The organism is Streptomyces sp. SPB162, assembly GCF_029504575.1.
In the GTDB taxonomy this organism is placed as follows: Bacteria; Actinomycetota; Actinomycetes; order Streptomycetales; family Streptomycetaceae; genus Actinacidiphila.
This window is the reverse complement of record NZ_JAQFII010000001.1, coordinates 6473702-6485553: the sequence shown is the minus strand read 5'-3', so window position 1 is coordinate 6485553 and position 11852 is coordinate 6473702. Positions and strand designations below refer to the sequence as shown.

Here is an 11852-nt window from a genome sequence, read left to right as displayed (position 1 = left end):
CTTCCTCGGCATCGTCCCCAGCTGGTCCCCAGGCATCTGACGGAACGTCACATTGGCGACTCGTCAGCAAAACGCGAAAGGCCCGCTGACCTGGGATTTCTCCCAGATCAGCGGGCCTTCCAGCACCGTCGGGACGACAGGATTTGAACCTGCGACCCCTTGACCCCCAGTCAAGTGCGCTACCAAGCTGCGCCACGTCCCGGTGCTCGGTCGTTCTGGGGTTGTTGTCCCCTGGCTGACCGCGCATGAGAACAATACCGCACTTGGGGCGGTGCCTGCTCACGCCGTGGGGTTGGCGGGGCGATCTTGGTGGGGGCTGGGGTGGGGGGAAGTTTGAGTAGGCGTACTCATGTGGCGTGGGCCACAGTTGTTCAGGCTGGGGGTATGACGAATCCGATTCATCAGCAGACGACCGGGGCGTACTACGCGCAGGCGGCGATCTCGTTCGGGATCGCCCTGGGGAGCATGGCGGTGGGGGTGGCGTATCTGCCGGTGGGGGCGTGGGTGCGGGCGTTCTTGGGGTTGGGGTTGCTGTACCTCGTGACCTCGGCGTTCACGCTGGCCAAGTGTGTGCGGGACCGGCAGGAGGTGGGGCAGGTGGTGAGCCGGGTGGATCAGGCGCGGCTGGACAAGCTGCTCGCGGAGCATGATCCGTTCCGGGTGGACGGGGTCTGAGGCCGGGCCGTCGCGGCCGGGCGGGCGTTTCCTCGGTGGGGGCGGGGGCAGACGCCCGTCCGACGAGGGAGGTCGGGCGTGGATGCTTCGATAGGGCGGGCTCAGGCAGCGGGCCGGGGCGCCGCGAACGGTAGTGCGGTCGAGTGGGCGGCACGATGGGGGATCGCCACACGTGGCCTGATCTACCTGCTGATCGGCGCGCTGGCGATCCAGGTCGCGGTCGGCGGGAGCGGGAAGCAGGCCGACCGCGGCGGCGCCGTGGAGCAGATCGCCGGGCAGCCGTTCGGCAGGGTCCTGGTGTGGGTGGTCGGGCTCGGTCTTGTGGGCATGGCGCTGTGGCGGCTGTCCGAGGCGCTCTTCGGCGCCGCCGGGCCCGACGGGCACAAGGCCACGAAGCGGCTGGCCTCCGGTGGCCGGTTCGTGTTCTACGCGTTCGCCTCCTACTCGGTGATCGCCTTCGCGCTGGCGAAGTCCGCCTCCGAAGGCGCCAGCCAGGGCGGATCGAGCGACAAGCAGTCCAAGGACTGGACGGCGAAGGTGCTGGACTGGCCCATGGGCCAGTGGCTGGTGGGGATCGCGGGCGTGGCGCTCGTCGCGGCCGGTGTGTGGATCGCGGTCCGGGCGTTGCAGCGGAAGTTCCGCAAGCACCTGAAGTTGGGTGAGATGTCGCAGCGGACCCGTCAGGTGGTGGAAGTCCTGGGGGTCGTCGGCGGGCTCTGCCGGGGCATCGTCTTCGCCACGGCCGGTGGATTCGCCGTGGCCGCGGCCGTGAAGTACGACCCGAACCAGGCCAAGGGGCTCGACGACACCCTGCGCTCCTTCCGGGACACCCCGGCCGGGCCCTGGCTCCTGGTGGCCATCGCGGTGGGGCTGGCGCTGTTCGGCGCGTTCTCGCTCGCCATGGCACGGTGGCGCAAGATCTGACGGATTCGTCGGAACGACCCGGTGCGAGTTTTCGCGCCGGGTCGTTTCCGCGTTCGCGGACGGCCGTCCGCGGCGTACCTCTCGTGGCTGACGGCCGTCCGTCTCAAGAGGGGGGTTCCAACCGTTCTCGCGGGCGATCCGGTGGCCCCTCGGGGCGGTCAGTATGGGCGGCAAGCGCCCATTCCCAGGAAAGGACCCCTCCGCATGCCCACCAAGAAGCCCGTCGTCCTCGGACTCGCCGTCGGCGGCGTCGGACTCGTCGTGGCGGCGGCGCTCACCGTGCCGCAGGTCGTGGACTGGTACCAGGGTCGTGGACTGGCGGAGGCGGAGTACTCCTCGGGCGGCGAGGCGAAGAAGGCCCGGCGGTCGGTTCCGCGCTGGCTGCCGGACGAGGCCACGGCCGTGAAGTACCGGATGTCGACCACGGGCGGCGACCGGTTGCTGAAGGCGACACTCGCCGACGGAAAGCTGCCCGCGGGGTGCAGGGAGGGGGCCGGCAGCGGGGTGCGCGCCAACCTCAGGGCCGACTGGTTCCCCCAGGGGACGGATCGGGAGGGAACCGCGGCGTGCGGGGCCTACAACGTGGTGCTCAAGGGCAAGGATCTGTTCGCCTGGCAAGACCATGCCGACTGGATGAAGGCGAAACAGGCCGGCTTCGACGCGCCGTGAGGTGCGGGGGCGGACGTGGTCCGTCGGTCGGTCAGGCCTGGCCGCGTGGGGTCGGGAGCGTGTTCTCCGGCTGCGGCGATTTCGTGTCGGGCGCCACCGGCGGGTCCGGAGCCGGGGGGCGTACGTCGTCGCCGGTCTGGGGGCCGGCAGGGTCCGCGGGCCGGGCGCGGGTGCGGTTGGCGCGGCGGACGGCGTCGTCCGCGCTGTTCTGGGCGCCGAGCGAGCCGAAGTAGAAACCCGCGACGGTGGCGAGCACCGTCATCAACGACGTGACGATGGTCTTGCGCAGGTCGCCGGAGTCGCCCCCCGAGGAGAGCATCGCGACGGCGAGCGCGAAGCTGACGAGGGCGAGGATCAGGACCGCGATGATGCTGCGGGTCAGACCGCGTATTCCGCGCGGTTCGCGCATGTCCCGCAGCAGCTCGCGGACGTCGCTGTTCGTGGCCGCCTGGCCGATCAGTTCCTCGGTGAGCCGCTGGCGCCATGCGGTGGCCTGGCGAATGTCGATGATCAGGGGCAGCACCGCGATCACGGCGATGACGATGACGACCACCGCGATGAGGACGAACGCCCACGGCCCCTTGAGGCCCGGAATCGGTTCGGCCGCGACCATCCCCGCGCCCGCCAGTCCGTGCATGCGCATACCCGTCGCCCCCATACCCACCGTTACCGAGCCTTCACCCCTGGTTCCCGGTGGGGGATGATCCCAGCGCTGGGCGGCAATCGTCAAGCGGGGTGCGGGAGTTGGTGCGCGGCGAAGGAGGCGACCGGATCGGCGGTTGCGCGGTGCGCGGGGTGCCGCCGTCGCGGAGCGAGGCGGTCGCCTGCGCTCCGGCGGCGACCGCCATGCGGGCCGCGACGGGTGGGGTGTCGGTGGGGCCTGCGTCGGCCATGGACGGGTCCTTGTCTGTTCGAGCCCTGCGGGCGGCCGGGTCGGAACGGCATCGGAGACGGGACCGCGACGAGGGCGGGGCCACGGCGGAACCGGGTCGCGCGCCTGGCGGGCTGCCGCCATCGCCGCGGTTCGTACGAACCCTTGGCCTCAACTTAGTAACCGCTTACCATCACGGTCAACGCCTCACCCCGGAGCTGATGTGACCTTGCCGCCCTTCCTCACGCTGCCCCCCACCGACCGCGTGCAGTCGCCCCGCACCGGCTGGACCCGCGCGCACTGGGAGGCGGTGGCGGACCGGATGCTCGACGGGCTGGTGCCGTATGCCTCCCCCGGCTTCGCCCAGTACCGGCTGCCGGGTCGCAACAGCCGGTCAGGGGTGGTGTCCGACGGGCTGGAGGGGTACGCGCGCTCCTTCCTGCTGGCCGCGTTCCGGATAGCGGGGGCGGGCGGTCAGGTGGACGCGCGGCTCATCGAGCGGTACGCCGCCGGGCTCACGGCGGGTACCGATCCGGGCAGCGGCGAGGCCTGGCCGGCGCTGACCGACTGCTCGCAGCAGATGGTCGAGGCGGCGTCGGTGGCGATCGCGCTGCACGAGACGCGGCCGTGGATCTGGGACCGGCTCGACGCACGGGTCCAGACGCGGGTGGTCGACTGGTTCTCCGGCTTCGTCGGTCACCGCACCCACGACAACAACTGGCGGCTCTTCCAGGTGGTGTCCGAGCAGTTCCTGGCCTCGGTGGGCGCGCCGTTCAGCCAGTCCGACATCGACGGCGGGCTGGACCGTATCGAGGACTGGTACGTCGGCGACGGCTGGTACACCGACGGGGACGGCCGCAACTTCGACTACTACATCGGCTGGGCGATGCATCTGTACCCGCTGCTGTGGGCGCGGATCGCCGGTGAGCCGGACGGGGAGCGCGCCACGCTCTACAAGGAGCGGTTGTCCCGGTTCCTGGCCACCTACCCGCACTTCTTCGGCGGCGACGGCGCCCCCGTCCACCAGGGACGCTCCCTGACGTACCGCTTCGCCGCCGTCGCCCCGGTGTGGATGGGGGCGCTCACCGGCGCGACCCCGCTGAAGCCGGGAGCGACGCGGCGGCTCGCCTCCGGGGTGCTGCGGCACTTCGTGGAGCGCGGGGTACCCGACGAGCGCGGGCTGCTGTCGCTCGGCTGGCACGAGCCGTTCCTCCCCACCACGCAGGCGTACTCAGGGCCCGCGTCCCCGTACTGGGCGAGCAAGGGCTTCCTCGGGCTGCTGCTGCCCGCCGACCACCCCGTGTGGACCGAAAGGGAAGTCGCGCTCCCGGTCGAGGAGGCCGACCAGTACACGGCGCTGCCCGCGCCCGGCTGGCTGCTGCACGGCACGAAGCACGACGGGATCGTCCGGCTGGTCAACCACGGCAGCGACCACTACGGCGTCGAACCGGCCGTCGGCACGGACGACCCGCACTACGCGCAGCTCGGCTACACCACCCACACCGCGCCGAACGCCGCCCCGCACGCCTGGCGGCACCGCGTCGACAGCCACCTGGCGCTCATCGGCGCCGACGGCACGCCCTCACGGCGCGGCCGGATCCATCCGCTGACGGCGACGGGCCGGACCGCGTCCTCCTGGCACTCCGTCACCTTCCCGGCCGGGGAGGACATCGACGGCAGCACCGAGTACCGGATCGAGACGACGAGTCTCCTGCACGGGCCCTGGGAGGTGCGGGTGCACCGCGTCGAAGCCCCGGCCGGAGTGACGGTCCGCGAGGGCGGCTACGCGGTCGCGGGAACGGAGCCGCCGCGGGGCGAGAGCGGCCGGGAGTGGGCGATGGCCCGCACCGCGGACGGTCTCTCCAGCGCGCTGGTCGGCCTGTTCGGCTGGGACGGCGAAAGCGGCTCGGTGCACCGTGAGGTGGAGGCGAACGCGTTCGGTCCGCACTCGGCCACCCCGTGTCTGAGCTCCGGACCGCACCCCGGGGGGAGCAGCGTCCACGTCACCCTCGTCGTGCTCGCGGGCGACACCGTCCATCCGCGGGCACTGCGAGAAGCGATCACGGTGACCGTCCTCCACGATGGCGGAGGCGGTAGCGGCAGCGGTGACAGCCATGCCCACGTGCGCGTCTCGTTCCCCGGCGGAACGGTCCTCACGGTCTGACCGACCCGCCGATTTCACGATCAGGTTCCGCGCCGCCGATCGAGCGGGCAGGCTGGCCCTGTGCCCTCGATCGGCGAGCAGCCCAGGGGCCACGCCCCGAAGTCCGGTGTCGTCAGGTGAGGAGCAACCCCCATGCACGAGGCGCGGCGTCCCGCGGCCGTCCCCTACTACGAGGACCCCGCCCCCGGCAGCGGCGCGCTGCCGCCGCGCGCCTGGTGGAGTACGTCGGACGCGCGGTACGTGAGTCTGAACGGGGCGTGGCGGTTCCGGTTGGCGCAGACCGCCGACGCGCACGACGACGACTTCGCCCGGCCGGAGTTCGACGCCACCCGCTGGGATCTGCTGCCGGTGCCCGCGCACTGGCCGCTGCAGGGCCACGGCTCCCCCGCGTACACCAACGTCGTGTATCCGTTCCCGGTCGATCCGCCCCGCGTTCCGACCGAGAACCCGACGGGTGACCACCGGCGCTCCTTCGACCTGCCGGACGACTGGCCGGGCGGGGCGGCGCTGCTGCGCTTCGACGGTGTGGAGTCGTGCGCCCGGGTGTGGCTCAACGGCGCGGAGCTGGGCACGTTCAAGGGCAGCCGGCTGCCGGTGGAGTTCGAGGTCGGGGAGTTGCTGCGGCCGCGCGGGAACGTGTTGGCGGTGCGCGTCCACCAGTGGTCGTCCGGCAGTTACCTGGAGGACCAGGACATGTGGTGGCTCCCGGGGATCTTCCGGGAGGTGACGCTGATCGAGCGGCCCGAGGGGTCGGTCGGGGACTTCTTCGTGCACGCCGACTACGACCACGTCACCGGCACCGGAACGCTGCGCGTCGAGTGCGAACCCGGCGGCAGCGTCAGCGTCCCCGAGCTGGGCCTGGACCTGGCGACCGGGGACAGCGTGAGCGTGCCCGTCGAGCCGTGGTCCGCCGAGATACCGCGCCTGTACGACGCCGAACTGGCCACGGAGGGCGAGCGGATTCCGCTCAGGATCGGCTTCCGTACGGTGGCGGTCGAGGACGGTGTGTTCAAGGTCAACGGGCGGCGGATCCTGCTGCGGGGCGTCAACCGGCATGAGTTCCATCCGGTTCACGGCCGGGTGCTGGACCTGGAGACGATGCGGCAGGATCTGCTGCTGATGAAGCGTCACAACGTCAACGCCGTCCGCACCAGCCACTATCCGCCGCATCCGGCCTTTCTCGACCTCTGCGACGAGTTGGGGATGTGGACCGTCGACGAGTGCGATCTGGAGACGCACGGCTTCGAGAAGGTGGGCTGGCGCGGCAATCCGGTCGACGACGAGCGGTGGACGCCCGCGCTGCTGGACCGGGCCGCGCGCATGGTCGAGCGGGACAAGAACCATCCGTCCGTCGTGATGTGGTCGCTCGGCAACGAGTGCGGCACCGGGCGGGGGCTGTCGGCCATGGCGTCGTGGATACGCGACCGTGACCCGGACCGTCCGATCCACTACGAGGGCGATCCGTCGTGCGCGGACACCGATGTGTACTCACTGATGTACGCCGACCACGCCGAGGTCGCACTCATCGGGCGGCGGAGTGAGATCCCCCTGCCGCAAGCGGAGTCGGACGCGAAGCGGCGCGCCCTGCCGTTCATCCTGTGCGAGTACGCGCACGCCATGGGCAACGGGCCCGGCGGACTGAGCGAGTACCAGAAGCTCTTCGAGATGTACGAGCGCTGCCAGGGCGGCTTCGTCTGGGAGTGGATCGACCACGGGCTGCGGCAGACGACCGGCTCCGGGGTGGAGTTCTACGCCTACGGCGGTGACTTCGGCGAGGAACTGCACGACGGCAACTTCGTCTGTGACGGGCTGGTCTTCCCCGACCGCACGCCGTCGCCCGGCCTGCTCGAGTACAAGAAGGTCATCGAGCCCGTCAGGATCGACGGCGACAGCGCGGCCGGCACCGTCCGCATCACCAACGGGTACGACTTCGCCGACCTGTCGCCGCTGTCGTTCCGCTGGACGTACGAGGTGGAGGGCGAGGACGTCGGCCACGGCGATCTGGAGGTCCCGGCCCTGGTGCCCGGCGCGGCCGTCGAACTGGCGCTTCCCCAGGTGCCGGGCGGTCCGTGGGACGGTGAGGCCTGGTGGACGGTGCGGGCGGCGCTCGCCGACGACACGGGCTGGGCGCCGGCCGGACACGAGGTGGCCTGGGGGCAGTTCGCGGCGGTGCCGCCCGCGCCGACAGCCACGCCGAGCGGCGCCGGGTCCGCTGCTCCGAAGGCACCGCGCCGCGCCGAGGGCGGCGTCGTGCTGCTCGGGCCCGGCACGTTCGACGCCGTCACCGGCGACCTCAAGTACCTGGACCACTTCGCGATCGCGGCGCCGCCACGGCTGGACGTGTGGCGCGCGCCGACCGACAACGACGCGGGTTCCGGACGGCATCCCGGCAGCCAGCTGGACCGGCGGTGGCGGGAGGCCGGTCTGCACCGGATGCGGCACCGGCTCGACGGGGTCGAGATCGGCGCCGACGCGCTGACCGTCGCCACCCGGGTCGCCCCGGCGGCCGGCGACCTCGGCCTGCGCACGGTCCACACCTGGACCGCGACCGGCGAACGGCTGCGGCTCACCGTGGACGTCACCCCGGAGGGCGACTGGACCGTCCCGCTGCCGCGGATCGGGCTGCGGCTGGGTGTGTGCGGCAGTCTGGACAGCGTCGAGTGGTTCGGCGGCGGTCCCGGCGAGGCGTACCCCGACTCCCGGGCCGCGTCCCGGATCGGGCGGTACACGAGCACGGTCGACGCGCTGCAGACGCCCTACGTCAGACCGCAGGAGAACGGCGCGCGGGCCGACGTCCGCTGGGCACGGCTGCGCCGCGAGAACGGGCAGGGCCTGTCGATCACCGGCGACCCGGACTTCTGGTTCACCGCGCGGCGCTGGACCGGGGAGCAGCTCGACGCGGCCGGGCACACCTGCGACCTGGCGCCGTCCGGCACGATCTGGCTCAACCTGGACCACGGCCAGCAGGGCATCGGCAGCGGATCGTGCGGGCCGGGAGCCCTGCCGCAGTACTGGCTCACCGCCGCCCCCATGACCTTCTCGTTCACGTTCGGCACTCTGGAGACCTCATGATCCGCCCCTACCGCCCGACGGACCTCCCCGCGCTCTACGACATCTGTGTTCGCACCGCCCAGGAGGGCGAGGACGCGCGGCCGTTCTACCGCGACCATGAACTGCTCGGGACGCTCTTCGCGGCGCCGTACGCTCGGCTGGAGCCGGAACTGACCTTCGTCAAGGACGATGGGCGGGGCAACGCCGTCGGCTACATCCTGGGGACGGCCGACACCTCCACCTTCGTGAAGCGGTTCCGCGGCGAATGGCTGCCGGAGGTGGCGGGCCGGTACCCGACACCCGCCGACCCGGCACCCGCCGACCCGGCTGCGGCCACTCCGGCGCCGGCCACCCCGGACGAGATCATGGTGGACCTGCTGCACCGGCCGGAGCGGATGCTCGTGCCGGAGCTGGCCCCGTATCCGGCGCACCTGCACATCGATCTGCTCCCCGACCACCAGGGCGCGGGCCACGGGCGGGCGCTGATGGAGACCTTCCTCGCGGCGCTGGCCACGGCCGGCGTCCCGGCGGTCCACCTGGGGATGGTCACGGCGAACGTCCGGGCCCGGCCCTTCTACGACCGGCTGGGCTTCCACGAGATCGCGGTCGCGGACCCGGGGCCGCTCACCTACCTGGGGCGCGCCACCTCGTAGTCCTCGGCGCCGTCGGCATCGTCCGTGCTGTCGGACCCGTCCGTGCTGTCGCCGGTTGGCGTGTCCGGGGCTGCGGGCACGGGCGCGGCAACCGGTACAACGGCATCGGAAGCCGCGTACTGCGGCCAGCCGCCCTCCGGCGGGACGGCGACCGTGCGCCACCACCAGTCGTCCTGGAGGTCGGCCGAGGGCTCGAACGGCGCTCCGGGGCGCGGGGTGGCGATCTTCGCGCCCAGCTCCCTCGCCGCCGCGAGGGTGCCCTCGGCGGGATCGGCCCACGGGTGCGGGGCGAGGTTGAACGTGCCCCAGTGGATCGGCAGCATCGCGCCGCGGGGGGTGCCACCGGACAGGTCCACGTGCGCCCGCATGCCTTCCGCCGGCGTCATGTGGATCTCCGGCCAGAACTCGCTGTACGCGCCGATCTGGATCATCGTCGCGTCGAACGGGCCGTGCTGTGCGCCGATCTCGGCGAAGCCGGGGAAGTACCCCGTGTCGCCGCTGTGGTAGATCCGGTGGTCACCATCGGTCACCACCCAGGACGCCCACAGGGTCTGCTGGCGGCCGCGCAGGCCGCGGCCGCAGAAGTGCCGGGCCGGGGTCGCGGTCAGCGTCAGCCCGCCGACCTCCGTCGACTCGTTCCAGTCCAGCTCGTGGAGCCGCTTGGGGTCGATGCCCCAGTGCTCCAGGTGGGCACCGACGCCGAGCGGCACGGCGAAGACGGTGTCCGTGCCGACCAGCGCCCGGATCGTGGGCATGTCGAGGTGGTCGTAGTGGTCGTGCGAGATGACCACCACGTCCACCGTGCCGAGCGTCTTCAACGGGACCGGCACCGGGTGCACCCGCTTCGGCCCGGCGAAGGCGAACGGCGAGCAGCGGTCGCCCCACACCGGATCGAAGAGGACGCGGCGGCCGCCGATCTCGGCCAGCACCGTCGAGTGGCCCATCCACGTCAGCCGCAGGCCGGACGCCGGCGGCGCCGCCAGGTCGGCGAGCGTCGTCGGATGGACCGGCACCGGGGCGGCGGGCCTGCGCCGTGCCCGCGCCTCCTTGCGCATGTTGCCGGGCAGCGCCTTGAGCAGGCCCCCGCTGGGCACGGAGCGCGCACCCACCGGGTTCTGGAAGACGCCGTCGGCGTAGTTGGGTGACGCGAGGATCCGCTCCAATCGCGCGCCGACCGGGTCGGCGCCGAAAGCGGCAGGTCGCAGTGCGGTGAGACGGGAACCGGTCACGGCACCTCCAGCAGGGGGGCGGTCAGTCGATGTCACCCTGCAATTCTGCCTTGTCCGTCGTCCGTACCGAAGCGGCGGCTCCCGGTGAGCGACCACACGTCCGTGACCAGGGCGTCCGCCACGGCCATGACGTCGATTCCGCTCACCCGATGTCCATGAGGGGCACGCCGCCGGCCCGACGCGTCGATCCGGCGGGGCGGCGGCGCCGTCTCGTCCGGCGCCGCGCCTCCCGGATCCGGTCCAGCCGGAACCCGCGCACCGCTCCGCGCGGCCGGCACCACGCGATGAGGTACCACCACTCCCCGGTCCACGGTCGGCCGTTCGTCCACGGCTGGTGGCAGATCTTGCGATGCGGACAGAAAACATGCAGGTCGGAGGCGTTCATCCCATCCCGTTGGTGGCGCAACACTATGGCAACACCACTGCGCTCCGACCCTCGGTAGGGTCCCGGGGAACGCGCCGCACCGGCTGCGCGACCGTCAGACCGCAGACCGCACACCCCCAGCGACCGTCCCAGACCGGAGAGCCCGATGCCCGCCGAGCGCACCCGTGAGCACACCGCACCGGTGGCCGCCGCGCGCCGCCGTCGGCTGCGGGCGGATCAGGCGCGGCAACTCGCCGACCTGCTGCGGCGGCAGGTGCTCCTGCAGGGGTTCCCGGCCGGACTGCTGCCGCACGAGGACGCGCTCGGCGCCGACTACGGCGTCTCCCGCAACACCGTCCGCCAGGCGCTCGATTTGCTGCGCGCCGAACAGCTGGTGGAGCGGGTGCCGGGAGTCGGCACCGTCGTGGTCGGCGCCAAGTACCCGCACGGCCTGGACCGGCTGATGGGCCTGGCGGAGACGCTGCACGAGCACGGGCGGGTCACCAACGAGGTGCGCACCATGGCCCCGGTCCCGGCGCCCGCGCCCGTCGCGGAGCGGCTGCGCCTCGAGAGCCCGGACACCGACGTGCTGTACATCGAACGGCTGCGGCGGCTCGACGGACTGCCGCTCTCGCTGGACCTGACCTACGTCCCGATGGACGTCGGCATCGAGCTGCTCAGCGCCGACCTGGAGAACACCGACATCTTCCGCCTGCTCGAAGAGATCACCGGCCAGCCGCTGGGCACCGCCGAGATCACCCTGGAGGCCGTCAGCGCCGACGCGCACTCCGCCGCCGTGCTCCAGTCCCCGCGCGGCGCCGCCGTGCTGATGCTGGAACGGCTCACCCACCTGTCCGACGGCCGCCCGGTGGACCTGGAGTTCATCCGGTTCCGCGGCGACCGCATCACCATGCGCGGAGTGCTGCACCGGTCGGTCTGACCGCACGCGAACCGCCCCTTCCCGCCTGCCCTGCAGGTCCTACGAGGAGACAGCCATGCCTGTCGTACCCCAGCGCGCCGACGTACCGGTGACGATCGACGAGTCCAGGTGCATCGACGGCTGCACGCTCTGTGTCGACATGTGCCCGCTCGATTCGCTCGCCATCAACCCGGACACCAACAAGGCGTTCATGCACGTGGACGAGTGCTGGTACTGCGGCCCCTGCGCCGCCCGCTGCCCCACGGACGCGGTCACCGTCAACATGCCCTACCTGCTGCGATGAAAGGTCCCGCCATGAAAGGTCGCGCCATG

At 72.1% G+C, this 11852-nt stretch carries 10 protein-coding genes, 1 tRNA gene and 1 pseudogene; 8 read left to right on the top strand and 4 right to left on the bottom strand.

Annotated elements, in window-relative coordinates; genetic code table 11:
• Positions 1-128: 128 nt before the first annotated feature.
• Positions 129-202 (bottom strand) — tRNA-Pro (locus tag M2266_RS29260).
• A gap of 182 nt (positions 203-384) precedes the next feature.
• On the opposite strand from M2266_RS29260, the gene M2266_RS29255 reads away from it, so the two are divergent.
• The 3 genes from M2266_RS29255 (at position 385) to M2266_RS29245 (ending at position 2268) form a co-directional block, all read left to right on the top strand.
• A complete protein-coding gene (locus M2266_RS29255) occupies positions 385-675 on the top strand; it encodes a YiaA/YiaB family inner membrane protein (RefSeq protein ID WP_277440892.1) in 291 nt (96 codons plus the stop codon).
• A gap of 78 nt (positions 676-753) precedes the next feature.
• The gene (locus tag M2266_RS29250) at positions 754-1599 is read left to right on the top strand and encodes a DUF1206 domain-containing protein (protein WP_277440891.1); all 846 of its coding nucleotides are present in this window, start codon (positions 754-756) and stop codon (positions 1597-1599) included.
• A 204-nt stretch (positions 1600-1803) separates the two neighbouring features.
• Positions 1804-2268, top strand: coding sequence for a hypothetical protein (locus M2266_RS29245; RefSeq protein WP_277440890.1), 465 nt, complete (start codon positions 1804-1806; stop codon positions 2266-2268).
• Between the two features lie 31 nt (positions 2269-2299).
• On the opposite strand, the gene M2266_RS29240 is transcribed toward M2266_RS29245, so the two are convergent.
• Both M2266_RS29240 and M2266_RS29235 read right to left on the bottom strand, forming a co-directional pair.
• Positions 2300-2911 carry a hypothetical protein gene (locus M2266_RS29240; protein WP_277440889.1) on the bottom strand — a complete coding sequence of 204 codons (612 nt, stop codon included), beginning with the start codon at positions 2909-2911 and terminating at the stop codon, positions 2300-2302.
• 34 nt (positions 2912-2945) lie between these two features.
• Positions 2946-3155: pseudogene (locus tag M2266_RS29235) on the bottom strand (hypothetical protein); the annotation flags it as partial.
• Positions 3156-3362: 207 nt separating this feature from the next.
• Here M2266_RS29235 and M2266_RS29230 point away from each other — a divergent pair.
• The 3 genes from M2266_RS29230 to M2266_RS29220 all read left to right on the top strand — a co-directional run bounded on the left by M2266_RS29230 (position 3363) and on the right by M2266_RS29220 (position 9007).
• Positions 3363-5303, top strand: coding sequence for a DUF2264 domain-containing protein (locus M2266_RS29230; RefSeq protein WP_277440888.1), 1941 nt, complete (start codon positions 3363-3365; stop codon positions 5301-5303).
• A 132-nt stretch (positions 5304-5435) separates the two neighbouring features.
• Positions 5436-8375, top strand: a complete 2940-nt coding sequence (locus M2266_RS29225; RefSeq protein WP_277440887.1) for a glycoside hydrolase family 2 TIM barrel-domain containing protein — start codon at positions 5436-5438, stop codon at positions 8373-8375.
• Positions 8372-9007 (top strand): GNAT family N-acetyltransferase, encoded by a 636-nt coding sequence (locus M2266_RS29220; RefSeq protein WP_277440886.1) that lies wholly within the window; start codon positions 8372-8374, stop codon positions 9005-9007. Before M2266_RS29225 ends, M2266_RS29220 begins: the two co-directional genes overlap by 4 nt.
• Here the strand turns inward: M2266_RS29220 and M2266_RS29215 are convergent.
• On the bottom strand, positions 8983-10236 hold the full coding sequence (locus M2266_RS29215) for an MBL fold metallo-hydrolase (RefSeq protein ID WP_277440885.1): 1254 nt from the start codon (positions 10234-10236) through the stop codon (positions 8983-8985). The genes M2266_RS29220 and M2266_RS29215 overlap by 25 nt on opposite strands.
• A 530-nt stretch (positions 10237-10766) precedes the next feature.
• Between M2266_RS29215 and M2266_RS29210 the strand changes: the two genes are divergently transcribed.
• Both M2266_RS29210 and M2266_RS29205 read left to right on the top strand, forming a co-directional pair.
• Entirely contained in the window at positions 10767-11540 is a 774-nt protein-coding gene (locus tag M2266_RS29210; protein WP_277440884.1) for a GntR family transcriptional regulator, read from the top strand.
• Between the two features lie 55 nt (positions 11541-11595).
• Positions 11596-11823 carry a ferredoxin family protein gene (locus M2266_RS29205; protein WP_250978538.1) on the top strand — a complete coding sequence of 76 codons (228 nt, stop codon included), beginning with the start codon at positions 11596-11598 and terminating at the stop codon, positions 11821-11823.
• The last annotated feature ends 29 nt before the right edge of the window (positions 11824-11852 follow it).

What these genes read in the sequence shown, in the direction of transcription:
- M2266_RS29220 (WP_277440886.1), top strand. Translation starts at nt 8,372, where the DNA reads ATGATCCGCCCCTACCGCCCGACGGACCTCCCCGCGCTCTACGACATC.
- M2266_RS29210 (WP_277440884.1), top strand. Translation starts at nt 10,767, where the DNA reads ATGCCCGCCGAGCGCACCCGTGAGCACACCGCACCGGTGGCCGCCGCG.
- M2266_RS29225 (WP_277440887.1), top strand. Translation starts at nt 5,436, where the DNA reads ATGCACGAGGCGCGGCGTCCCGCGGCCGTCCCCTACTACGAGGACCCC.
- M2266_RS29205 (WP_250978538.1), top strand. Translation starts at nt 11,596, where the DNA reads ATGCCTGTCGTACCCCAGCGCGCCGACGTACCGGTGACGATCGACGAG.
- M2266_RS29255 (WP_277440892.1), top strand. Translation starts at nt 385, where the DNA reads ATGACGAATCCGATTCATCAGCAGACGACCGGGGCGTACTACGCGCAG.
- M2266_RS29240 (WP_277440889.1), bottom strand. Translation starts at nt 2,911, where the DNA reads ATGCGCATGCACGGACTGGCGGGCGCGGGGATGGTCGCGGCCGAACCG.
- M2266_RS29245 (WP_277440890.1), top strand. Translation starts at nt 1,804, where the DNA reads ATGCCCACCAAGAAGCCCGTCGTCCTCGGACTCGCCGTCGGCGGCGTC.